Here is an 18,266-nt window from a genome sequence, read left to right as displayed (position 1 = left end):
TGCGCGCCGGCCGTCAGGACGGGAAAGAAGACGCAAGACCGGTCGGATTCGAACCGACGTCCTCCAGCTCGATGCTTGGGCGCGACGACCTCTGCGCTACGGCCTTGCTGCGGTGATCATAGCGGCCGTACCGCCGGAAATCGATCACCAGTTTGAATGCCCTGGGGTCCCGCCGCGCCCGGCTTACCAGTCCCCGTCCTGCACCGGGCGCGGCGCCTTCCCGAGGTGCTTGACCTGTCCCGGCACGGGGGGCGCCCACGGCGTGTGGTCCTCGCCGAGCCAGTCGCCCACCGGCTTGACCTGCTCCAGCGGTCCGGCGGCCGGCAGATCGGTTCCGCTTTCGTCGTAGTAGTCGTACCAGGGCAGTCCCGCCTTGGTGTAGGCGGCCCGGTCCACGGGCGAGGGCGGGGAGTCCTCGCCGGTGATGCGGCGCCACTCGGGCGGGGTGACCAGGTGGACGAAGACCCGCGCGGCGGGGGTGTCCGCCCAGGCGGAGGGCTTGCGCTCGTCGCGGTAGACCTCCTGGCGCATCGACCCGCCGACGCCGAGCCCCATCACCGGGGCCGCGGCCCGCGGGGCGGCCGGCGGGGCCGGCGCGGCGCCCGGAGCGGCCATCGCCATCGGCGCGGGCGGCGGGGCCCCGTAGCCGCCGGGCGCCGATCCGGGCGCGGGCGGCGCCCCGCCGAACACGGGACGCGCGGGACGCGGGCGGTTCGCGTCGCGCCACGCGGCCAGGGCGTCCGGTTCCAGCGGGAACGCCTGGAGCTGCACCCCGCCCATGGTCTCCTCGCCGGAGACCTGCCCCTCGACCGTGGCACCGAGGCCGAGCGGGACGGCGACGAACTGGCGGACCGTCCCGTCGCCCGAGTTGATCCCGTCCAGCCACGGCTGACGGGGCAGCACCACGTAGTTCTGCGGGTCGCGCGCCAGCCGGCCGGTCCACGGCTTCCCCGACACGGCGCACACCTTGCCGACCCCGACCTGGAGCGCGGCCGGCTCGGTCGAGCCGCCGAAGGCCAGCCACATCGCCTCGCGCAGGTACACCGGCAGCATCACGCCGCCCTTGGCCCGCCATTCCGCGGGGACGGTGTCCGGATAGTCCTCGACGCGGCGCAGCGGGAACTCCCCGAGCCCCGGCGGGAGCGCGTGCGTCCCCGACTCCGGGAGGCGCAGTGTCCGGATGAACCTGATTCGTACCCCGTCGCCCAGCAGCAGGGTGTTCCCCTCGACCCGCGCCGCGCCCGTCGTCCCGCCCGTTGCCATGCACCAGCCCCCTTCTTCGGCTCCGGAGCACAGCCGCCGCAGGATCTCCGACGGAACCGGATCGTTATCCTCAAGTTTTCCTCAGATGCAGTGACGCTGCGCCCGTCACCCTCCTAGCTTCCTCATACACGTGCCCACGCGCCCCCGCGGTTCCGCACGTCCCCCCACGTTTCCGCGAGGCCCTTCCTGTGGTTCCGCGTTCCCGAGGAAAGAGCAGCACATGAAGGTTCCCAAGGCCGGTGCGGTCGCCGCAGTGATCGCCCTCGCCGCCACTGCCTCCGGCTGTGGCGGTGAAGCCAAGAAGGAGCCCATCCCGGTCGGCATCAAGTTCGACCAGCCCGGCATCGGCATGCGCGAGCCCGACGGAACGTTCACCGGTTTCGACGTCGACGTGGCCACGTACGTCGCCAAGGAGCTCGGGTACAAGCCGAACGAGATCGAGTTCAAGCAGGTCTACAGCAACGACCGGGAACTGCTGATCCAGTACAACGAGGTCAAGTTCGTCGCGGCCAGCTACACGATCAACGACAAGCGCCGCGAGAAGGTCGACTTCGCCGGCCCCTACTTCGTGGCCCACCAGGACCTGCTGGTCCGCGCCGACGACACCACGATCACCAAGGCGGAGGACCTCAACACCAAGCGGCTGTGCTCGGTGTCGGGGTCCACCTCCGCGGAGAACGTGCGCAGCAAGCTGGCCCCGAAGGCGAGCGTGCTGGAGCTCGGCGGGTACTCGGAGTGCCTGGTCGCCCTCCAGGACAACCTGGTCGACGCCATGACCACGGACAACTCGATCCTCGCCGGGTACGCGGCCCGCAAGGGCAACGAGGGCAAGTTCAAGCTGGTCGGGCTGAACCTGAGCAACGAGAACTACGGCATCGGCATCAAGAAGGGCGACTCCGCGCTCCAGAAGAAGATCAACGCGGCGCTCACCAAGATGGTCTCGGACGGTTCCTGGGACGCGGCCGTGAAGAAGAACTTCGGCCAGGCGAACTACAAGTACGAGCCGGCCCCGCGCGTCACCACGGGCAGCTGACCCGGCGGTCCCGCACGCACACCGAGGGGCCCCGCCGGACCGGCGGGGCCCCTCGGGCATGCCCGCACCCCCCTACGCCAGCGGCGCCTTGGCGCGCAGCACCGTCAGGAACTCCCGCATCCAGGCGGAGTGGTCGGGCCAGGCCCGGGCGGAGACCAGGGTGCCGTCGACCACGGCCTCGGAGTCCCGGAACTCGGCCCCGGCCGCCCGCATGTCCGGCTCCAGCGCCGGATAGGCGGTGACCGTGCGCCCGGCGAGGGAGCCGCTCGCGGCGGTGATCAGCGGGCCGTGGCAGATCTGGGCGATGGGCTTGTCGGCCCCGGCGAAGGAGGCCAGGATCCGGCGCACCTCCGGGTCGTTGCGCAGGTACTCGGGGGCGCGCCCGCCCGGGACGACCACCGCGGCGTACTCCTCCGGGACCACCTCGGCGAAGGCGAGGTCGGCGGGCCAGGTGTAGCCGGGCTTCTCCGTGTAGGTGTCGAAGCCCTCCTCGAAGTCGTGCACGACGAAGCGCAGCTTCTTGCGCGCGGGGGCCGCGATGTGGACCTCGTACCCCTCCTCCCGGAGGCGCTGATAGGGGTAGAGGACCTCCAGGGACTCCGCGGCGTCACCGGTCACGATGAGGATCTTCACTGCCATGGGCTGCTCCAGGGGCGCTGGTGACGGCCGGTCGGAGGCCGTCCGGGCACCGCCTACCGTGCCCAGGGCCGCCCACCGGGAAACCCTTGCGGCGTGCCTGTCCGACACGTGGTTTTAACCTGTTCGATACATGACAATGTGAGCCTCGCTTCGCCACCCGACACCCCGCCAACTGCCAGGGCGGGGACGGTGCTTGTGGAGAGGTATCCCCCACGTCATGAGAATCTCCCGTACGGCCCCCTGGGCCGCCGGTCTCGCGGCCGCCGCGCTGTTCCTCATACCGGCCACCGCCACGGCGGGCCCGCAGCGGACGGCGGCGGCTCCCCGCGCCGCGGCCGCCACGACCAGCGTCGACGACTACTACGCGCCCGCCGCGGGCAAGACCGGCGCCGCGCTGAAGACGGCGCTGCACGACATCATCAAGAACCAGTCCACCGTCACGTACGACGGCGTGTGGAACGCGCTGAAGGTCACCGACCAGGACCCCGCCAACCCGAACAACGTCATCCTGGTGTACTCGGGCCGCTCCCAGTCCAAGAACTCCAACGGCGGCGGGGTCAACGACTGGAACCGCGAGCACGTCTGGGCCAAGAGCCACGGAGACTTCGGCACCGTCACGGGCCCGGGCACCGACCTGCACCACCTGCGTCCCGAGGACGTCACGGTCAACAGCACCCGCGGCAACAAGGACTTCGACATGGGCGGCAGCCCGGTCGCCGAGGCCCCCGGCAGCTACACCGACGCCGACTCCTTCGAGCCGCGGGACGCGGTCAAGGGCGACGTCGCGCGCATGCTGCTCTACATGGCCGTGCGCTACGAGGGCGGGGACGGCTTCCCCGACCTGGAGATGAACGACAAGGTCAACAACGGCACGGCCCCGCTCTTCGGCCGGCTCAGCCTGCTGAAGCAGTGGAACCAGATGGACCCGCCGGACGCCTTCGAGCAGCGGCGCAACCAGGTCATCTTCGACACCTACCAGCACAACCGGAACCCGTTCATCGACCACCCGGAGTGGGTCAACTCCATCTGGTAGCGGTCCCGGTGGACTACTTGACGTAGATCTCGTCGAGGGTGTCGATGACCCCTTCCGCGTTCAGGTGGTAGTGGAAGGGGAGCCCCTTGTCCGGGTGGGTGTCCAGCCACCCGGTCAGCTCGCTGGTGGAGATCGGCTTGCCCATCACCGTGCCGGGCCCGAGGATCGGCGCCGTCGCGGTGATCTTGGCCTTCTCCGAGATCGGGATGTACGTCCACGGGCCCGACGGTTCGAATCGCCCGGGGCAGCCGTACGTGCCGTGCTGGACGATGAGGCTGGTCATGCCGCCCTCGGGCGTGTAGCGCTGCACGGCGATCGTGTCGGGCGAGACCGGCATCCGGTGGTCGGCGCCGCAGGACGGCGCGGGGGCGGGGCCGGGGCAGGGGGATTCTTCCCCGCCGGGGTGGCGGTCGCCGAGGGCTTGGGCGCCGCGCCGGTCTTCGAGGGGGCCGGCACGGCGGCCGTGGCGCCGGCGGAAGGCTCGGCCCCGCCGGAGGGCGCGGCCGGTGCGGCCGCGCTGGGCTTCGCGTCCGGCGCGGCGGCCGGGTCGTCGCCGTTCTGACAGGCGCTCAGCGCCAGTATCCCGCACACCGCGAGGACGGCCGCGGCCGCCTGCCCCCGTACCGCTCCCATGGTCTTCTCCCTCTGCGCGTTCCTGCGTCGGGCCAGACCGTAGCCGCCGGGATCCGGCCGGGGCGACGGCCGGATGCGTTTCGTCACCGGGCCGGGATCGGCTTGTTGCGGAGCGGGGACTTCCGGCCCCGTTCGGCGGACGCCCGCGACCGCTCGGCGGTCACCGCTCAGGGGGCCAGGCGCCCGGCGAGGGCCTGGAACTCGGACCAGGCCGCCTGCGGCGGGCGGGGGTCCCAGAGCTTCTGGGAGAGCGCGGCCAGGGGCATCCGGATGCCGGCGGCCACCTGGGCCGGGGTCTGGGAGCCGGCCAGGTCGCACCAGACGGCGAGGCGGGCGCCGAGGATCTGGGCGTCGTACGAGGCCGGGACGGGGGTGGTGCCGCGCAGGACGAGCGGGGTCCACTGTTCGTAGATCCGCTTGCCGGTGGGATAGGTGAACTGGTTGGGCTCGCCGAGGACGTAGTAGAGGTAATCGTCGTTGAGGTTGACCACCTTGCGGCCCGTGCTCAGATACTCGGCCGGCGGCCGGGCTCCGTACTCCTTGCCGGTCCAGTACTCGGCCTGGATGTCGGCGGCGGCCTGGGCGACCCCGTCCTTGAAGATCCCGTCGTTCCACGCCTTGAGGGCCTTGCCCGACGGGCGGACCACCGCCGCCCGGTCGTTGAGCCAGCCCGTCGCCAGGTCCCGCACCCGGGCCGTGGCCCCGTAGCGGGCGCGCGCGGCGCTCGCGAGCTGCGGGAAGGAGGCCTGCGGGTCCTTGACCACCAGGGCCTGGTACTCGTCGGCGCCCAGGTGCCAGGCCCCGGCCGGGAACAGCGGCAGGTACTCGCGCAGCAGGTCGTCCACGAGCTTCGCGGACGCCGGGTTCGATATGTCCACGGCCCCCTTGACGGCCCGGCCCGCCGCGTCGCGCAGCTGGAGCTCCGGGTGGGCGCGCAGGACGGCGCCGAGGTGGCCGGGCGAGTCGATCTCGGGGACGACCGCGATGTGCAGCCGGGCGGCGAGGGCGGTGATCTCCCGTACGTCGGCCTTGCCGAGGTGCGGGGTGGAGACGATCTCGGGGTGGGTGTCCGACTCGATCCGGAAGGCCTGGTCGTCGGAGAAGTGCAGGCCGAGCTGGTTGAGTTTGAGGTCGGCCATCTCGCGCAGCCGGTCCTCTATCCAGGCGGGGGTGAAGTTCTTGCGGGCGATGTCGAGGTTGAGTCCGCGCTGCGGTTTGGCCGGGGCGTCCTTCACCGTGCCCTCGGGGGCCGAACCGGCGCCGCGTATCTCCTGTTTGAGGGTGCGGGTGCCGTAGAAGACGCCCGCCTCGTCGGGGCCGGTGACGGTGACCCGGCCGCCCGCGACGGTGAGGGTGTACGACTCGGGCGGGCCGGAGTCCTTCGCGCCGAGGGCGAGCCGCACGTCCCCCGGCTGCGTCTGGTCGGATTCGGCGTACCCGAGGTGGAGTTCACCGGCCAGCAGCCTGCCCTCGTCGGCGAGGGCGGCGCTGTCGGCGGGCGATACGAGGACCCGCGCGGCGGGAGCGGGCTTCCAGCCGGGGCCCCGGGCGGGCGTGTGCTCCCGGACGGACGGGACGGTGCGCGGGGCGCTGGAGAGCGGGTACGGGGAGGCCGGCGGCGGGGTCGGGGTGGCGGAGGCCCCGGTGGCGGGCGCCCGGGTGCCCTGCGGGGCGGTGGCGCTGGGAGCGGCGCCGTGCTGCTCGGCCCCGGCGGAGCACGCCGGCACGGCGAAGGAGACCAGGGCGGCGGCCGCTGCCGTCGCGATGGTCCGTCCTCTTCGGAGCCTGCTGTTCGTCTGCCGCATGATGCACCGGTCCCCCGTACCAAGCTGGCACGGGGGACCGGTGGGCGCGACCCGGAGCGGAAGGGGGTGCCCCGGGCCGGCGGGCTCAGGCGCGGGCGAGGGCCTCCAGGGCGGCCTCGCCGAAGCCGTGGTCCTGCTCGGGCGCGCCGCCGCCGACACCCACGGCTCCGATGAGGTGGCCGCCGCGGTGGACGGGGAGGCCGCCCGCGATGAACAGCAGCGGCCGGTCGAGGGCGGTGGGCAGGGAGTGGAAGGGGCCGCCGGGCAGGACGGCCTCGGTGAGGGCGGCGGTGGGGGCGTTCAGCTGGAGGGCCGTGTAGGCCTTGCGGGTGCTGGTCTCGCCGGAGATCAGGACGGCCCGGTCGTCGCGGCGGAAGGCCAGCGGGTGGCCGCCCGCGTCCAGGACGGTGACGCTGACCGCGACGCCGGCCGCCCCGGCGGCGGTGCGGGCTGCGCTGACGAGCAGTTCGGCGTCCTCGGTGGTCAGCGGGGAGACGGCGGTGCGGGCGGTGGTGCGGGACATGGCGGTGTGCTCCTGTTGCGGGGGGATCGGTGGGGGTCAGTGGTGGACGGCGGCCGGGGCGGGGGCGGCCGAGGGGGCTGCGGCCGCGACGACACGGGCCCCGGCCGCGGCGCGGCGGTCCGTACGGCGTTCCAGCGCGCCGGAGACGAGCGCCAGGACCAGGGCGGAGGCGGCGAGGGCGGCGCCGACCCAGTTCGGGGCGGTCCAGCCGAGGCCGGAGCTGATGACCAGGCCGCCGAGCCAGGCGGCGAGGGCGTTGCCCAGGTTGAAGGCGCCGATGTTGACGGCGGAGGCCAGCGTGGGGGCGCCGGAGGCCTGGTCGAGGACGCGCTTCTGCAGCGGCGGCACGGTCGCGAAGCCGAGGGCGCCGATGAGGGCGACGGTCACGGCGGCGCCCGCCTTGCTGTGGGCCGTGAGGGTGAAGGCGGCCAGGACCACGGCCAGGGAGCCGAGGGACACGTACAGCATCGGCATCAGCGCCCGGTCGGCGAACCGGCCCCCGACGAGGTTGCCGGCGACCATGCCGAGCCCGAAGAGGACGAGCAGCCAGGTCACGGAGGTGTCGGCGAAGCCGGCGACGTTCGTGAGCATCGGGGTGATGTAGGTGATCGCCGCGAAGACGCCGCCGAAGCCGAGGACGGTCATGGCCATCGCGAGCAGCACCTGGACGTTGCGGAAGGCGGCCAGTTCGTGGCGGATCCGTACGCCCTCGGGACGGGGCGGCTCGGGGACCAGGCGGGCGATGCCGAGCAGGCCGAGGAGGCCGAGGGCGGCGACGATCAGGAAGGTGACGCGCCAGCCGAGGTGCTGGCCGACGAGGGTGCCGAGCGGGACGCCGATCACGTTGGCCACGGTCAGCCCGGTGAACATCATCGCGATGGCGCCGGCCTTGCGCTCGGGCGCCACGAGTCCGGCGGCGACGACCGCGCCGATGCCGAAGAAGGCGCCGTGGGCGAGGGAGGCGACGACCCGGCCGGCCAGCATCACCCCGAAGGCGGGGGCGAGCGCGGACAGCACGTTGCCGGCGACGAACAGGACCATGAGCAGCATCAGCATCCGCTTGCGGGGGACGCGGGTGCCGAGGACGGTCATCACGGGGGCCCCGAGGACGACGCCGAGGGCGTAGCCGGTGACCAGGAGGCCCGCGGTCGGGATCGAGACGCCGTACCCGGCGGCGACCTCGGGCAGCAGGCCCATGATCACGAACTCGGTGGTGCCGATCCCGAAGGCTCCGATGGCGAGGGCGAGGAGCGCGAGAGGCATGACGTGCGGCCTTTCGGGGGTGGGGGGTCAGTGCGGAGAAGCGGCCGGAACGTTGCGCCAGCCGTTTACAGTCGTCCACATTAATTGCAGACGCGGGATAGTTGCAAACGCGGGCTATTGCGCGGGTCGCCTATCCTGGGAGTACGCGCACGCGCAAGCGGTACGCGCATGTCTTGACGACGGAGGGACCCCATGACGGCCACGGACAGCGCCCCGACCCCCCTCACCCAGGGCTGGTGCGCCCTCTCCCTCCTCCACGGCCGGATCGAGGCGCACCTGGAGCGGGCCCTCCAGGCGGGCCACGGGCTGAGCGTGCGCGAGTACTCCCTGCTGGACGTGCTCAGCCGCCAGCACGACGGCCCGGGCGGGCACCTGCGGATGCACCAGGTCGCGGAGTCGGTGGCGCTCAGCCAGAGCGCGACGACCCGGCTGGTCAGCAGGCTGGAGGACCGGGGCCTGCTCAACCGCTACCTGTGCGACACCGACCGGCGCGGCATCTACACCGACGTCAGCCAGGCGGGCCTCGACCTCCTGGCCGAGGCCCGCCCCACCAACGCCGCCGCCCTGCGCGAGGCCCTGGACGAGGCGGCCGGCCGCCCGGAACTGGCCCCGCTGGTCACGGCGGTCGAGAACCTGCGCGCGTAGGCCCCCGGCCGGAGGGCCGGGGGCCTGTGCCAGGAGGCTTGCGCCTGGGGCGTGAGCCGTTGGGCTTGGGGTCCGGGGCTTGGGCTCTGGGGTCTGAGCCCGGGGGCGTCACCCAGGAGCGGCTAGGAGCTGTCCGGCGGGCGGGTGCAGGACACCTCGGCGCGGATCGGGCCGGAGCGGCTGCCGGTGGCAATGGACCGCTCGGCGCGGAGGAGGGCCGGTTCCGGTGACCGCGTACGACTCGGGTCCGCTGGTGGTGTGCGCGCCCGGCGGCTCCTCCGGGTCGGCCACCGCCGCCGGCGGATGATGCTGCGGGCCCGTTCGGAGGCTGTGCCGGCGGGGGCGTACGAGGCGGTGGAACGGCTGGTCGACGAAGCGGCACGCGGAGGTCCGGACGGAACTCCTGGGCACGGGCGCCGTGGTGGAGGCCAAGCGGGCACGGCTGAGGTCCCCCGACCGCGGGCCGGTGCCGTCCCCCTGGCTGGGGTCGGCACCGGCCCGTACGCCGCCGTCAGTCTTCCTCCCTGCGCCGACGACGGTAGTAGGCGATCGTGACCACGGCCAGGAGCGGGCCCCAGGCCAGCAGCGGGAGGTAGCAGGCGGTCATCAGCCAGGCGGACGCGCCCTTGGGTGCATCGGCGGCACGCATCTCCTCGTTCCACCCGCCACACGCCGCCAGGGTCGTGATCGCGGTGAGCACCGCCGCTCCCGCCGAGGCCGGGACCACCGCTGCCAGGGCGGGGATCCGCCGGCCCCCGAGAACCGGTATCCAGCGGGGCACTCTCTCGCCCCACGGCCGGATAAGGCCGAGGGTGAGCAGTCCCAGGCATTCGGCGAACACGCTCAGCGCGATCAGGTAGAGGGACGTCCACCCCGGGAAGTTGCCCTCGTGCAGCTCATTTCCCTCGCCGAATCCGGAGGGCATGCCGAGGGCCACCGCGCACCGCCACAGGCCCGAAGGCACCAGGCTCAGGGCGGCAGCGTGCGCTGCCCACCGGATCGGACGGGAAACCACCGGCCGGTCCGGTCTCGTGGACGGGGGGCGGGCCGTCGTCGGAAGTGCCATGACGTCTGTGATCCTCTGCCTCTGCTGTCTGTTCCGTGCCGTTTTCCGGACCGTCTTTCCGTGCTGTCACCGGCCCGCGCCGGGCTGCCATCCGGCCGGCAGTGCGGGCAGGTCCGCGTGCGTGACCTTGAAGCCTCCTTCGGTGACCGGTGCGAAGGGGGCAGGGGCCATGCAGGTGCCGACCCTGGGCATGACGGGCTTGCCGTCGACGACGTCGAGATTGCCGACGCCCCAGCTGAAGGAGAACCGGCCGCGGCCCGGGCCTCCGCTCTTGACGCTGAACCCGTAACGGGTGCCGATCTCTTCGGGGTCGACCGACTTGGTGATCACAGCGGTGAGCGTCGCCGTATCGCCGCCCGTGACCAGGCAGTCCACGGCCGCCTCCGCCGTCCGGGTCTCGTTCGTCTCGGCCACCCAGTGGGAGATGGTGACCGTGCCCCGGGCGTCGGTGGGCATGCCCTTCGGCAACGTGTCGACGGGGCGGCTGAAGGGCGCCGCGGTCGCATCCACCGTGAAACGGATGTCGTCGTCGGGCGCGTAGGTGTAGAAGATCCGTCCCTGCCCGCTGACCTTGGCCGGGCCGTCCGGCTTGTTCGCGGACGCGGATGCCGGTGCGGAGCCGGATGAGGAGGCCGCATCCGTGGCCGAGGCGAAGGAGGACGGTCCGCTCAGCGCGGCGAAAACCGTCGCGGCGGCGACCGCCCCGCCGGCGATCCGGCGGCGCGGGGTGGAGAGGAGGGCGGGCATACAGGGCTCCTTGGTCGGCGACCGCCCGACGGCGGCCGTGGTTTCGGTGACGGGATCCACCCTCGCCGCGGTGGCGGCGGGCGGACCATCTGCCGATCAGCGGATCTCCCGCCCCGGCAGGTCCTTCCCCCTCTGCCGTTCGGCAGAGGGACCGGCCCTGCACCCCACCCGTAGGATCAAGACGTGGGGAAGATCAAGGACTTCGGGCACCGAGACGTCATCCTGACCGCGGCCGCCGTTGTGACGGGGTGTACGGCGCTCGGGGCCGTCGCCGTCGTGCACGGCGGCCTGTCGGGGCCCTACGGGGCCACGTCGGCGATCGCGACCGCCACGACGTTGCTGTGGGTCCTGGCCGGCTGGCCCCGCTCACGCGAACGCCTCGCCCCGCCCCTCGCGTTCGCCGGAGTCCTCTCCCTGGCCACCACCGCCGTCGCGACCCCGCCCACGGAACCCGACGCGTCATGGGCGCGACTGGTGGAAGCGGTCCTCCTGCTGGTGCTTCTCGTCGTCGCGGCCCGCTGGGTCCCCTTGCGGCAGGCGGTGGGGGCGGTCGTACCGGCGGGTGCGGCGGTGGCGGCGTGGACCCTGCCCCTGCTTCCGGAGCCCTCGCTGCTCTCGCTGGCCGGCGCGGCGGCGTTCTGGTCCCTGCCCGTACTGGGTGCGGTTGTCATCGGGGGCTATCCACGGCTGATGGAGCACCGGCGGCAGCGCCTGGTCGTCGAGACCCGTCGCTCCCAGCGGCTCGAACTCGCCCGTGACCTCCATGACTTCGTCGCTCACGACGTCAGCGGGATCGTGGCGCAGGCGCAGGCGGCACGTTTCGTGGCGCAGGCGGATCCCGGCCAGGCGCTGTCGGCGCTGGAGCGCATCGAGGCGGCCGGGCTCAGCGCGCTGGCGTCGATGGACCGGATGGTGAAGACACTCCACGAAGCGGACGGCGGTGATGCCCGGCCGCCGGGCGCCGGCGGTGTCGAGCCGCTGCCCGGCGTGGACGGGCTGCCCGCTCTCGTCGCGCAGTTCTCCTCCGCGGGCGCGGCCCCGGTGGCGCACCTGCACGTGGCGCCCGGAGCCACGGACGGGCTCTCGCGGGCCGCCGGTTCGACGGCCTACCGGGTGGTCGTCGAAGCCCTCACCAACGTCCGCCGCCACGCCCCCGGCGCCTCGCGGGTCGAGGTGTCCCTCACCCCCGCCCGTACCCTCGACGGCGCGCCCGCGCTCCAGGTCGAGGTGTGCGACGACGGCGGCAGCGGGCGGAACGCAGAGCGGTCCGGCCCGCGTACGAGCATGCGGCGGCCGGGGGACGGCCACGGCGGACGCGGCCTGAGCGGTATGCGCGAGCGCGTACGGGCCACGGGTGGCAAGCTGACGTACGGGCGCTGCGGCAAGGGCGGTTGGCGGCTCGTCGCCGTGCTGCCCCTGGCATCGGAGTCCCAGGCGTCGGAGCCGACAGGCGACCTCGTGGCGGCGGAGACCCCGTCGTGAACCACGCCCCCATCCGCATCCTGCTGGCCGACGACCAGGACGACGTCCGCAGCGGCTTCCGTCTCGTCCTGGACTCACAGCCCGACATGACCGTGGTCGGCGAGGCCGCCGACGGAGCCACGGCCCTGGAGCTGGCCCGGAGCCTGCGGCCGGACGTCGTCCTGGCCGACATCCGCATGCCGCGGCTCGACGGCCTTGAGCTCACCCGCCGCCTCGCCGGTCCTGACGCCCCGCATCCCACCCGGGTCATCGTCGTGACCACCTTCGACCTGGACGAGTACGTGCATACCGCCCTCCACCACGGCGCCAGCGGTTTCCTCCTCAAACGCTCCGGGCCCACCCTGCTGATCGAGGGCGTCCGGGCGGCCATGGCCGGTGACGCGCTGATCAGCCCGCAGATCACCGTCCGCCTCCTGCGCCGGCTCACCACGGCCCCGTCACTCCCGGCCACCGCCTCCCCGCCGGCGGAGGCACGCGCGGCGGATCCGCTGACCGACCGCGAGCGACAGATCGTCCGTCTCATCGCCCGCGGCCACACCAATGCCCGGATAGCCGCCGAGCTCTTCATCTCGCCGGGAACCGCGAAGACCCACATCGCCAACATCCAGACCAAGCTGAAGACCGCGAACCGTGTCGGCATCGCGGCATGGGCCTGGAAGACGGGGCTGGCCACCCCGGAGCCGTGAACCGGCGTGCGGACCCGTCAAGGCTTTTCGCAGGCCCGCGACGGGGTAGCCGACCAGGGAAAGGGAGCGCGCCAGGACAGACGAGGAGCAACGGTGATCACTCCGGAGCAGCTCGCAGCCATGGCCGGCTGCACGGCTTACACGAGCGAGGGCCAGCGCGTGGGCGGGGTGGAGTACGTCCTGGTGGACGACACCACCGGCAGGCCCGAATGGGTACGCATCACCGACCGGGCCTCGGGGCTGGGCGGGGTCTTCGTCCCGCTGCGGCACGCGGTGCTGGAGGAGGGGCGCCTGGTCCTCCCGTATCCGGTGGCAGTGATCGAGGAGGCTCCGTGTGCGGCGCTGGACTGCGGCAGCGTGCTTTCCGTGGCGGAGGAGCAGCAGCTGTTCGGCCACTACGACCTGCGGGACGTGCGCGAGGAGGTCAACGCCGAGGCGGGCGCGGGCTGGGGGCAGATGGACCGGGCGCAGGCCATTCACGAGGGCACGGCCGGCCACGAGAGCACCCTGTCACGTCTACGGCCGGCCCGGCCCGGGCGGTGAACCGGGCCGGGCAGTGAACCGGCCACGCCCGGGCAGTGGACCGGCCACGCCCGGTCGGCGAACCGGGCCGGGCCGGGCGGCTGGGTGAGCCGGGGGCGCGGCGGGTCTGCCTGCCGCGTCAGACGGTGAGCACCGCCTTGCCCACGAGCTCGCGGGACTCGATCGCCTGGTGCGCCGACGCCGCGCGTTCGAGGGGGAAGGTGCCGCCGATCACCGGGCGGAGGGCGCCCTCCGCTGCCGTACGGAGAGCCTGCCCCGCGAGCTCGGCGTGTTCGGGGGCGGTCAGCTGGACGTCCCCTATGCCGAGCAGGCGAACACCCCGGGCTGCCGCGTCCGCCGGGTCCACCTGGGCGAAGCCGCCCGTGGGGGCGCCGTGGGCCGAGAACCGGCCGCCCTGGGCGACCAGGGCGAACGCGGCCAGGCCGACCTCCCCGCCCACCCCGTCCAGAACGACGTCAGCACCCGCGCGGCCCAGTGCCTCGCGGGCCCGCTCCACCCAGTCCGGGCCGGCCGCGTCGACGACGACGTCCGCGCCCAGTTCCCGGACCAGGGCGGTCTTGCGGTCACCACGTGCCACACCGATCACCCGGGCGCCCGCGGCCTTCGCGAGCTGGACCAGTACGGTGCCCATGCCGCCGGAGGCGCCCACGATCAGGACCTGCTCGCCCGGCCCGACAGCCGTGGTGGCCAGCAGCCTGGCCGCCGTCACCCCGTCGTGCACCAGGGCCGCTGCGTCCGTGAAGGAGACCCCGTCGGGCACGACGGCCAGCGCCTCGGCCCGGGCCACGGCCAGCTCCGCGTAGCCGCCGGTGGAGCCGATCGAGGCGACGACACGGCGTCCGGTCCACGCCGGGTCCACACCCTCGCCGGTCGAGCGGACGGTGCCGGCGATACCGCCACCGGGGACGTACGGGGGGACCACCGGGAAGAACGCCCGGCCCCAGCCGCTGCGCACCTGGGTTTCCACGTAGATCGTGTCCACGGCGGCGACGGCGACCAGCACCTGCCCCGGTCCCACCACCGGCTCGGGCACCTCCACCGGAACCAGTACCTCCGGACCGCCGAACGCGATCGCCTGTGTCGCGCGCATGGCACCCACCCCTCACCTCGGCCGCCGGACCCTCCGGCGGCCGTGCCGTGAGTCTCGAACATCAACTGCGGTTGAGGTCAACCGAGGGGCGCCGCCCCTCCCCTGCTCCCGGCGACCCGCCGTTCGGCGTCCCGGCCGCCGCGCGTCTCGTAGCGGCCGGCAGCCGCTCGTACGCGGCGAGTTCGTCGGGCCCGGGCAGGTGCAGCCGGGCCTCGGCCGAGGGGATGCGGTGCTCCAGGCCCAGGCAGGTCTTCAGCTCGCGGTAGTCGTGCTCGATCCGTCACCGGGCCTTCGCCAGCCGCACCAGAGGGCGGGGCGCGAGCCCGCTGTAGGCGGGCTGATGCGGCTCGGCATCCTCACCGTGGGCGGTCATCTCGCCCTTGGCCTGCAGGACGTAGGCCAGACCCCGGTCCTCCAGGCCGTGACGGAAGTCGGCGTTCGCGCCGTAGCCCGTGTCTGCGACCAGGGCGGCGGGCCGCAGGCCGGTGGCGGCGAGTTCGTCGAGCATCTCCAGCGCGAGCTGCCGCTTCGGGCGGTGATGTTCGCTGTCGGGGATCCGGCAGGCAGCCCGGCGTGCGGCCGCTTCGGGCCCGTCCCACGACTGTGGCAGGAACAGCCGCCATGACAGCGGGCACGAAGCCGTGTCCGAGGCGGCGTGGACGCTGACACCGATCTGGCAGTTGCCGACCTTGCCCAGCGTGCCCGAGTACTGGCGGGCCACCCCGGGCGAGGCAGTGCCGTCCTTGGGGAAACCGGTGTCGTCCACCACCCACACCTCAGGGCGGACCCCGGCCACCGCCCGCCAGGCCAGCCGGTCCCGCACGCCAGCGACCGGCCAGGTCGAGGACGTCATGAACTGCTGCAACCGCTGATGGTCAACCCCAAGACGCTCGGCCATCGGCTGCATCGACTTGCGTCGGCCGTCCAGCAGCAGACCCCGCAGATACAACTGGCCCTTCTCCAGCCAGTCCCGCCGCACCAACGGCGCGAACACCTCGGAAGGGAACCCCTCCAACCGGACCCGCACCGCCGCAAGCTCCCCAGCCCTCATACAGCCAGCGAACTACCAGACACCCGACGTGACAAGACCGGATAACAAAGCACTACTACCCCTTGGATGCCGAAGGGGCCGCCGTGACCGGGGGCCGGCCGGCGCCCGGGCCCTGGGAGGGCATGGCCGGGCCCTGCACCGGGCCGTGCGTGCCCGGTGACGTCGGAGGGGCCGGACGGCCCGAGGACGGCGGCGGGCTCGGGGTCGGCGTCGGTGTGACGCGGGGGCCCGGGCTCTGCGACGGAGGCACCGACGGCACCGCCGAGGGCGACGGACTCGACGGCGCGCTCGGGGTCGGGGCCGGCACGGGGGTGAGCTCCGGCGGCGCGGCGGGCGGGACCGGGCGCACCGGCGCCCCGTCGGGGCCGAGGACCAGGTAGCCGGCCAGCGCCGCCGCCGCCAGTCCGGACAGGCCCGCGAAGGCCCAGGCCGAGCGGCGCAGCCAGACGCGGGGCGCCGCGAGGTGCGGGCCGGGCGGGTCGGCCGGGCGCAGCGAGCGCACGGTCACCTCCTCGGCCCGGGCCTCCAGGGCCTCCCGGAGCCGGCGCTCCACGGGGCGTTCGCCGGTCATACCCGTCCCTCCAGAATCCGTTCCAGCGCGTCCAGGGCGCGGCTGGCGTTCGACTTCACCGAGCCCCGGCTGATGCCGAGGGTCTCGGCGATCTCCGCCTCGCTGAGGTCGGCCCAGTACCGGAGCACCAGGACCTGGCGCCGCCGCGGCGTCAGCCGGCCCAGCGCCGCCAGGACCTCGCGGTGGGCCTCGTCCAGGACGACGGACGCCTCGGCGGAGGGGACGTCGGCCGTGACCGGGGGGACCCAGGCGCGGGCCGTGCGGCGGCGGCGCAGCACGGAGCGCGCGGTGTTCACCACGGCGGTGCGCAGGTAGCCGAGCGCGTTGTCCACCTCCGCGATCTGCTCTCCGTACCGGCGGTAGAGGGCGGTGAAGGCGTCCTGGACCACGTCCTCGGCGGTGCCCAGGTCGTCGACGAGGAGCACCGCGAGACGGACCATGGACAGCCGGTGGGCGTGGTACAGCTCGCTGACGGTCGGCGCGGGCGCGGTGTCGCCCGGGTCCCGGCCGGCCGGGCCGTAGGTGTACGGGTAGGGGCGCGCGCCGGGGCCGGCCGGCGGGGCGGGGGTTTCGCGGCGGGTGAGCCACCACCACAAGCCCCGCCGTGCCCGAGGGGATACGGGCACGGCGGGGCCGGCGGACGGTGCGAGTGCGAGCACGGGGTTCCTCAGTTGCCGGCGCGGCGCCGCACGGTGTAGAGGGCTCCCGCGCCCACGGCGACGAGCCCGGCCGCTCCGGCGCCGAGGGCGACGGTGGTCGCCGAGGAGCCAGTATGCGCGAGCTCGGAGCCCTCGCCGGAACCGGGCGCCGCCGACGGCTGTGCGCTGCCGGGCTGCGAGACGGACGGGCTGGGCTGGGCGCCCGGCGGCAGCGTGGGCACGGCCGAGGGCCGGCCGCTGCCGCCGCCCGGGTGGGTCGGGACCGGGCTCGGCTTGGCGCTGCCGGGGTGCGAGGGCACGGGGGTGGGCTGCCCGTTGGCCGACTGCGAGGGGACCGGGTGCGGCGCCGCGGAGGTGGCGGGCGGCGCCGGCGTGGCGGAAGCCCCCTGCGCGGCGAAGGCCGGCCCGCCGAGGGCGACGACCGCCCCGGCGGCGGCAGCGACGGCGGCCGCCCGGCGGGCGGACTGGGGAATGCGCTTCAGGTTCTTCACGGTGCATCTCCACGGTCGGTTCGAGGGCGCGGAACTTCGCCCTTCACCCCCGCACGACGCGCGACCGCCCGATCGGTTGCCGCCGTTCCCGGAAATTTTTTCCGGGCCCTCCGTCAGGGGCGCGGCGGCGGCCACGGGACCTCGGCCAGCAGGGGCAGCAGGGTCTCCTCCTCGTGGTCGAGATGGGCCGTCAGCTCGGCCGTCATCCGGGCCAGTCCGGCGCGGAACCGCTCGGGGTCGGCGATCTCCACCCCGGCCAGCAGGGTGACGAGCTCCTCCTGGATCCGGGCGACCGTGCGGTGTTCCTCGCGCAGCCGCTCGAACGTGCCCGCCAGGTGCGGGTGGTGCGCGAGGGTCCCGGGGAAGATGTGCCCGTCCTCGCCGGCGTGGTGGAAGGCGAGGGCCTGGCAGAAGGCCAGGCAGCGCTGGCGGATCTGGAGTCCGAGCCCGGGTGCGGGCGGCCGGCCGGGTCCGGTGTGGGCGGCGCGGGCCGCGAAGTGGGCCTCGGTCTCGGCGCTGACGTGGCCGAGTTGCGCCCGCAGCCAGGTGTGGACCTCAAGGATCTTGTCGGCCAGGGTGCGGACCTCGCCCGGGGACCGCCATCCGTCGGGGGCGGCGGGCTCCAGGGCGACGACGGGGAGGAGGCGGTCGGTACGGGCCTGGTATTCGGCGAATCCGGGGGCCGTGCGCAGGACCTTCGCGAAGAGTTCCTCGCGCCGGGCCCCTTCGGCGGGGACGGCGAGGGCGTCGAAGGCGTCGGCGCCGAGCTCCACGCGGACCTGGGGGTGGGCGAGGAGGTTGTGGTACCAGGCGGGGTGGCGGGGTGCTCCGAGGTTGGAGCCCACCACCAGCAGGGCGTCGCCGTGGCGGACGTAGCCGAGCGGGGTGGTGTGCGGGGCGCCGGACCTGGCGCCGGTGGTGGTCAGCAGGAGCAGGTCGGCGCCCTCGAAGGGGCCGCCGACCTTGCCCCGGCGGGCCCGGAACTCCTCGATGACGGACTGGTTGAAGGAAAGGGGCGTGGGCACGGGTGTGTCTCCAGGCAG

The 18,266-nt window shown here is 73.9% G+C and carries 20 protein-coding genes, 1 tRNA gene and 1 pseudogene; 7 read left to right on the top strand and 15 right to left on the bottom strand.

The annotated features are described in order from the left end of the window. Nucleotides 1-33 precede the first annotated feature (33 nt). Nucleotides 34-106 (bottom strand) — tRNA-Arg (locus B4U46_RS37665). 77 nt (nt 107-183) lie between these two features. Beyond that, nucleotides 184-1,263 carry a hypothetical protein gene (locus B4U46_RS31240; RefSeq protein WP_079430966.1) on the bottom strand — a complete coding sequence of 360 codons (1,080 nt, stop codon included), beginning with the start codon at nt 1,261-1,263 and terminating at the stop codon, nt 184-186. A 220-nt stretch (nt 1,264-1,483) separates the two neighbouring features. Here B4U46_RS31240 and B4U46_RS31235 point away from each other — a divergent pair, with 220 nt between their 5' ends. After that, entirely contained in the window at nt 1,484-2,296 is an 813-nt protein-coding gene (locus B4U46_RS31235) for a glutamate ABC transporter substrate-binding protein (protein ID WP_079430965.1), read from the top strand. A gap of 72 nt (nt 2,297-2,368) precedes the next feature. Here B4U46_RS31235 and B4U46_RS31230 read toward each other — a convergent pair whose 3' ends face one another. After that, nucleotides 2,369-2,935 carry a DJ-1/PfpI family protein gene (locus B4U46_RS31230; RefSeq protein WP_079430964.1) on the bottom strand — a complete coding sequence of 189 codons (567 nt, stop codon included), beginning with the start codon at nt 2,933-2,935 and terminating at the stop codon, nt 2,369-2,371. Nucleotides 2,936-3,152: 217 nt separating this feature from the next. On the opposite strand from B4U46_RS31230, the gene B4U46_RS31225 reads away from it, so the two are divergent. After that, on the top strand, nt 3,153-3,968 hold the full coding sequence (locus B4U46_RS31225; RefSeq protein ID WP_079430963.1) for an endonuclease I family protein: 816 nt from the start codon (nt 3,153-3,155) through the stop codon (nt 3,966-3,968). Nucleotides 3,969-3,981: 13 nt separating this feature from the next. On the opposite strand, the gene B4U46_RS31220 is transcribed toward B4U46_RS31225, so the two are convergent. Continuing rightward, complete coding sequence (locus tag B4U46_RS31220) at nt 3,982-4,305, bottom strand: hypothetical protein (RefSeq protein WP_079430962.1); 324 nt, start codon at nt 4,303-4,305, stop codon at nt 3,982-3,984. A 3-nt stretch (nt 4,306-4,308) separates the two neighbouring features. Here B4U46_RS31220 and B4U46_RS37660 point away from each other — a divergent pair, with 3 nt between their 5' ends. Continuing rightward, nucleotides 4,309-4,530, top strand: a complete 222-nt coding sequence (locus tag B4U46_RS37660) for a hypothetical protein (protein ID WP_159402137.1) — start codon at nt 4,309-4,311, stop codon at nt 4,528-4,530. Between the two features lie 238 nt (nt 4,531-4,768). Here the strand turns inward: B4U46_RS37660 and B4U46_RS31215 are convergent, their stop codons facing one another. The 3 genes from B4U46_RS31215 to B4U46_RS31205 all read right to left on the bottom strand — a co-directional run bounded on the left by B4U46_RS31215 (nt 4,769) and on the right by B4U46_RS31205 (nt 8,192). Continuing rightward, entirely contained in the window at nt 4,769-6,406 is a 1,638-nt protein-coding gene (locus tag B4U46_RS31215) for a beta-N-acetylhexosaminidase (RefSeq protein WP_079430961.1), read from the bottom strand. Nucleotides 6,407-6,491: 85 nt separating this feature from the next. Continuing rightward, nucleotides 6,492-6,929 carry a GlcG/HbpS family heme-binding protein gene (locus tag B4U46_RS31210; protein ID WP_079430960.1) on the bottom strand — a complete coding sequence of 146 codons (438 nt, stop codon included), beginning with the start codon at nt 6,927-6,929 and terminating at the stop codon, nt 6,492-6,494. A 36-nt stretch (nt 6,930-6,965) separates the two neighbouring features. Next, complete coding sequence (locus tag B4U46_RS31205) at nt 6,966-8,192, bottom strand: MFS transporter (RefSeq protein WP_079430959.1); 1,227 nt, start codon at nt 8,190-8,192, stop codon at nt 6,966-6,968. Nucleotides 8,193-8,384: 192 nt separating this feature from the next. On the opposite strand from B4U46_RS31205, the gene B4U46_RS31200 reads away from it, so the two are divergent. Beyond that, nucleotides 8,385-8,837 (top strand): MarR family winged helix-turn-helix transcriptional regulator, encoded by a 453-nt coding sequence (locus B4U46_RS31200; RefSeq protein WP_079430958.1) that lies wholly within the window; start codon nt 8,385-8,387, stop codon nt 8,835-8,837. A 511-nt stretch (nt 8,838-9,348) separates the two neighbouring features. Here the strand turns inward: B4U46_RS31200 and B4U46_RS31195 are convergent. Together B4U46_RS31195 and B4U46_RS31190 are read right to left on the bottom strand one after the other, a co-directional pair. Next, nucleotides 9,349-9,801, bottom strand: a complete 453-nt coding sequence (locus tag B4U46_RS31195) for a hypothetical protein (protein ID WP_237293193.1) — start codon at nt 9,799-9,801, stop codon at nt 9,349-9,351. A gap of 168 nt (nt 9,802-9,969) precedes the next feature. Then, on the bottom strand, nt 9,970-10,650 hold the full coding sequence (locus tag B4U46_RS31190) for a hypothetical protein (RefSeq protein WP_167747611.1): 681 nt from the start codon (nt 10,648-10,650) through the stop codon (nt 9,970-9,972). Between the two features lie 183 nt (nt 10,651-10,833). Here B4U46_RS31190 and B4U46_RS31185 point away from each other — a divergent pair, with 183 nt between their 5' ends. The 3 genes from B4U46_RS31185 to B4U46_RS31175 all read left to right on the top strand — a co-directional run bounded on the left by B4U46_RS31185 (nt 10,834) and on the right by B4U46_RS31175 (nt 13,361). Then, nucleotides 10,834-12,132, top strand: coding sequence for a sensor histidine kinase (locus tag B4U46_RS31185; RefSeq protein ID WP_237293192.1), 1,299 nt, complete (start codon nt 10,834-10,836; stop codon nt 12,130-12,132). Continuing rightward, the gene (locus tag B4U46_RS31180; RefSeq protein ID WP_079430956.1) at nt 12,129-12,818 is read left to right on the top strand and encodes a response regulator; all 690 of its coding nucleotides are present in this window, start codon (nt 12,129-12,131) and stop codon (nt 12,816-12,818) included. Before B4U46_RS31185 ends, B4U46_RS31180 begins: the two co-directional genes overlap by 4 nt. Before the next feature lie 93 nt (nt 12,819-12,911). Next, a complete protein-coding gene (locus B4U46_RS31175) occupies nt 12,912-13,361 on the top strand; it encodes a PRC-barrel domain-containing protein (RefSeq protein ID WP_079430955.1) in 450 nt (149 codons plus the stop codon). 118 nt (nt 13,362-13,479) lie between these two features. On the opposite strand, the gene B4U46_RS31170 is transcribed toward B4U46_RS31175, so the two are convergent. From B4U46_RS31170 to B4U46_RS31150, 6 genes and pseudogenes are all read right to left on the bottom strand, one after another. Further along, nucleotides 13,480-14,451, bottom strand: a complete 972-nt coding sequence (locus B4U46_RS31170; RefSeq protein ID WP_079430954.1) for a zinc-binding dehydrogenase — start codon at nt 14,449-14,451, stop codon at nt 13,480-13,482. Nucleotides 14,452-14,749: 298 nt separating this feature from the next. Continuing rightward, a pseudogene (locus tag B4U46_RS31165) lies at nt 14,750-15,502 on the bottom strand (IS701 family transposase); the annotation flags it as partial. Between the two features lie 55 nt (nt 15,503-15,557). Beyond that, nucleotides 15,558-16,073: a hypothetical protein gene (locus B4U46_RS31160; protein WP_079430953.1), complete on the bottom strand. Its 516-nt coding sequence runs from the start codon at nt 16,071-16,073 to the stop codon at nt 15,558-15,560. After that, complete coding sequence (locus tag B4U46_RS36865) at nt 16,070-16,732, bottom strand: RNA polymerase sigma factor (protein WP_237293190.1); 663 nt, start codon at nt 16,730-16,732, stop codon at nt 16,070-16,072. The genes B4U46_RS31160 and B4U46_RS36865 overlap by 4 nt, the downstream gene beginning before the upstream one ends. Nucleotides 16,733-16,740: 8 nt before the next feature. Then, a complete protein-coding gene (locus B4U46_RS36860; protein ID WP_100862272.1) occupies nt 16,741-17,223 on the bottom strand; it encodes an LAETG motif-containing sortase-dependent surface protein in 483 nt (160 codons plus the stop codon). Between the two features lie 113 nt (nt 17,224-17,336). Next, a complete protein-coding gene (locus B4U46_RS31150) occupies nt 17,337-18,248 on the bottom strand; it encodes a nitroreductase/quinone reductase family protein (protein WP_079430951.1) in 912 nt (303 codons plus the stop codon). Nucleotides 18,249-18,266: the final 18 nt, after the last annotated feature.

The organism is Streptomyces katrae (assembly GCF_002028425.1).
GTDB classification, from domain to species: Bacteria; Actinomycetota; Actinomycetes; order Streptomycetales; family Streptomycetaceae; genus Streptomyces; species Streptomyces katrae_A.
Note: the sequence above shows the minus strand (reverse complement) of the source record. Positions and strands in the feature narration are given on the sequence as shown.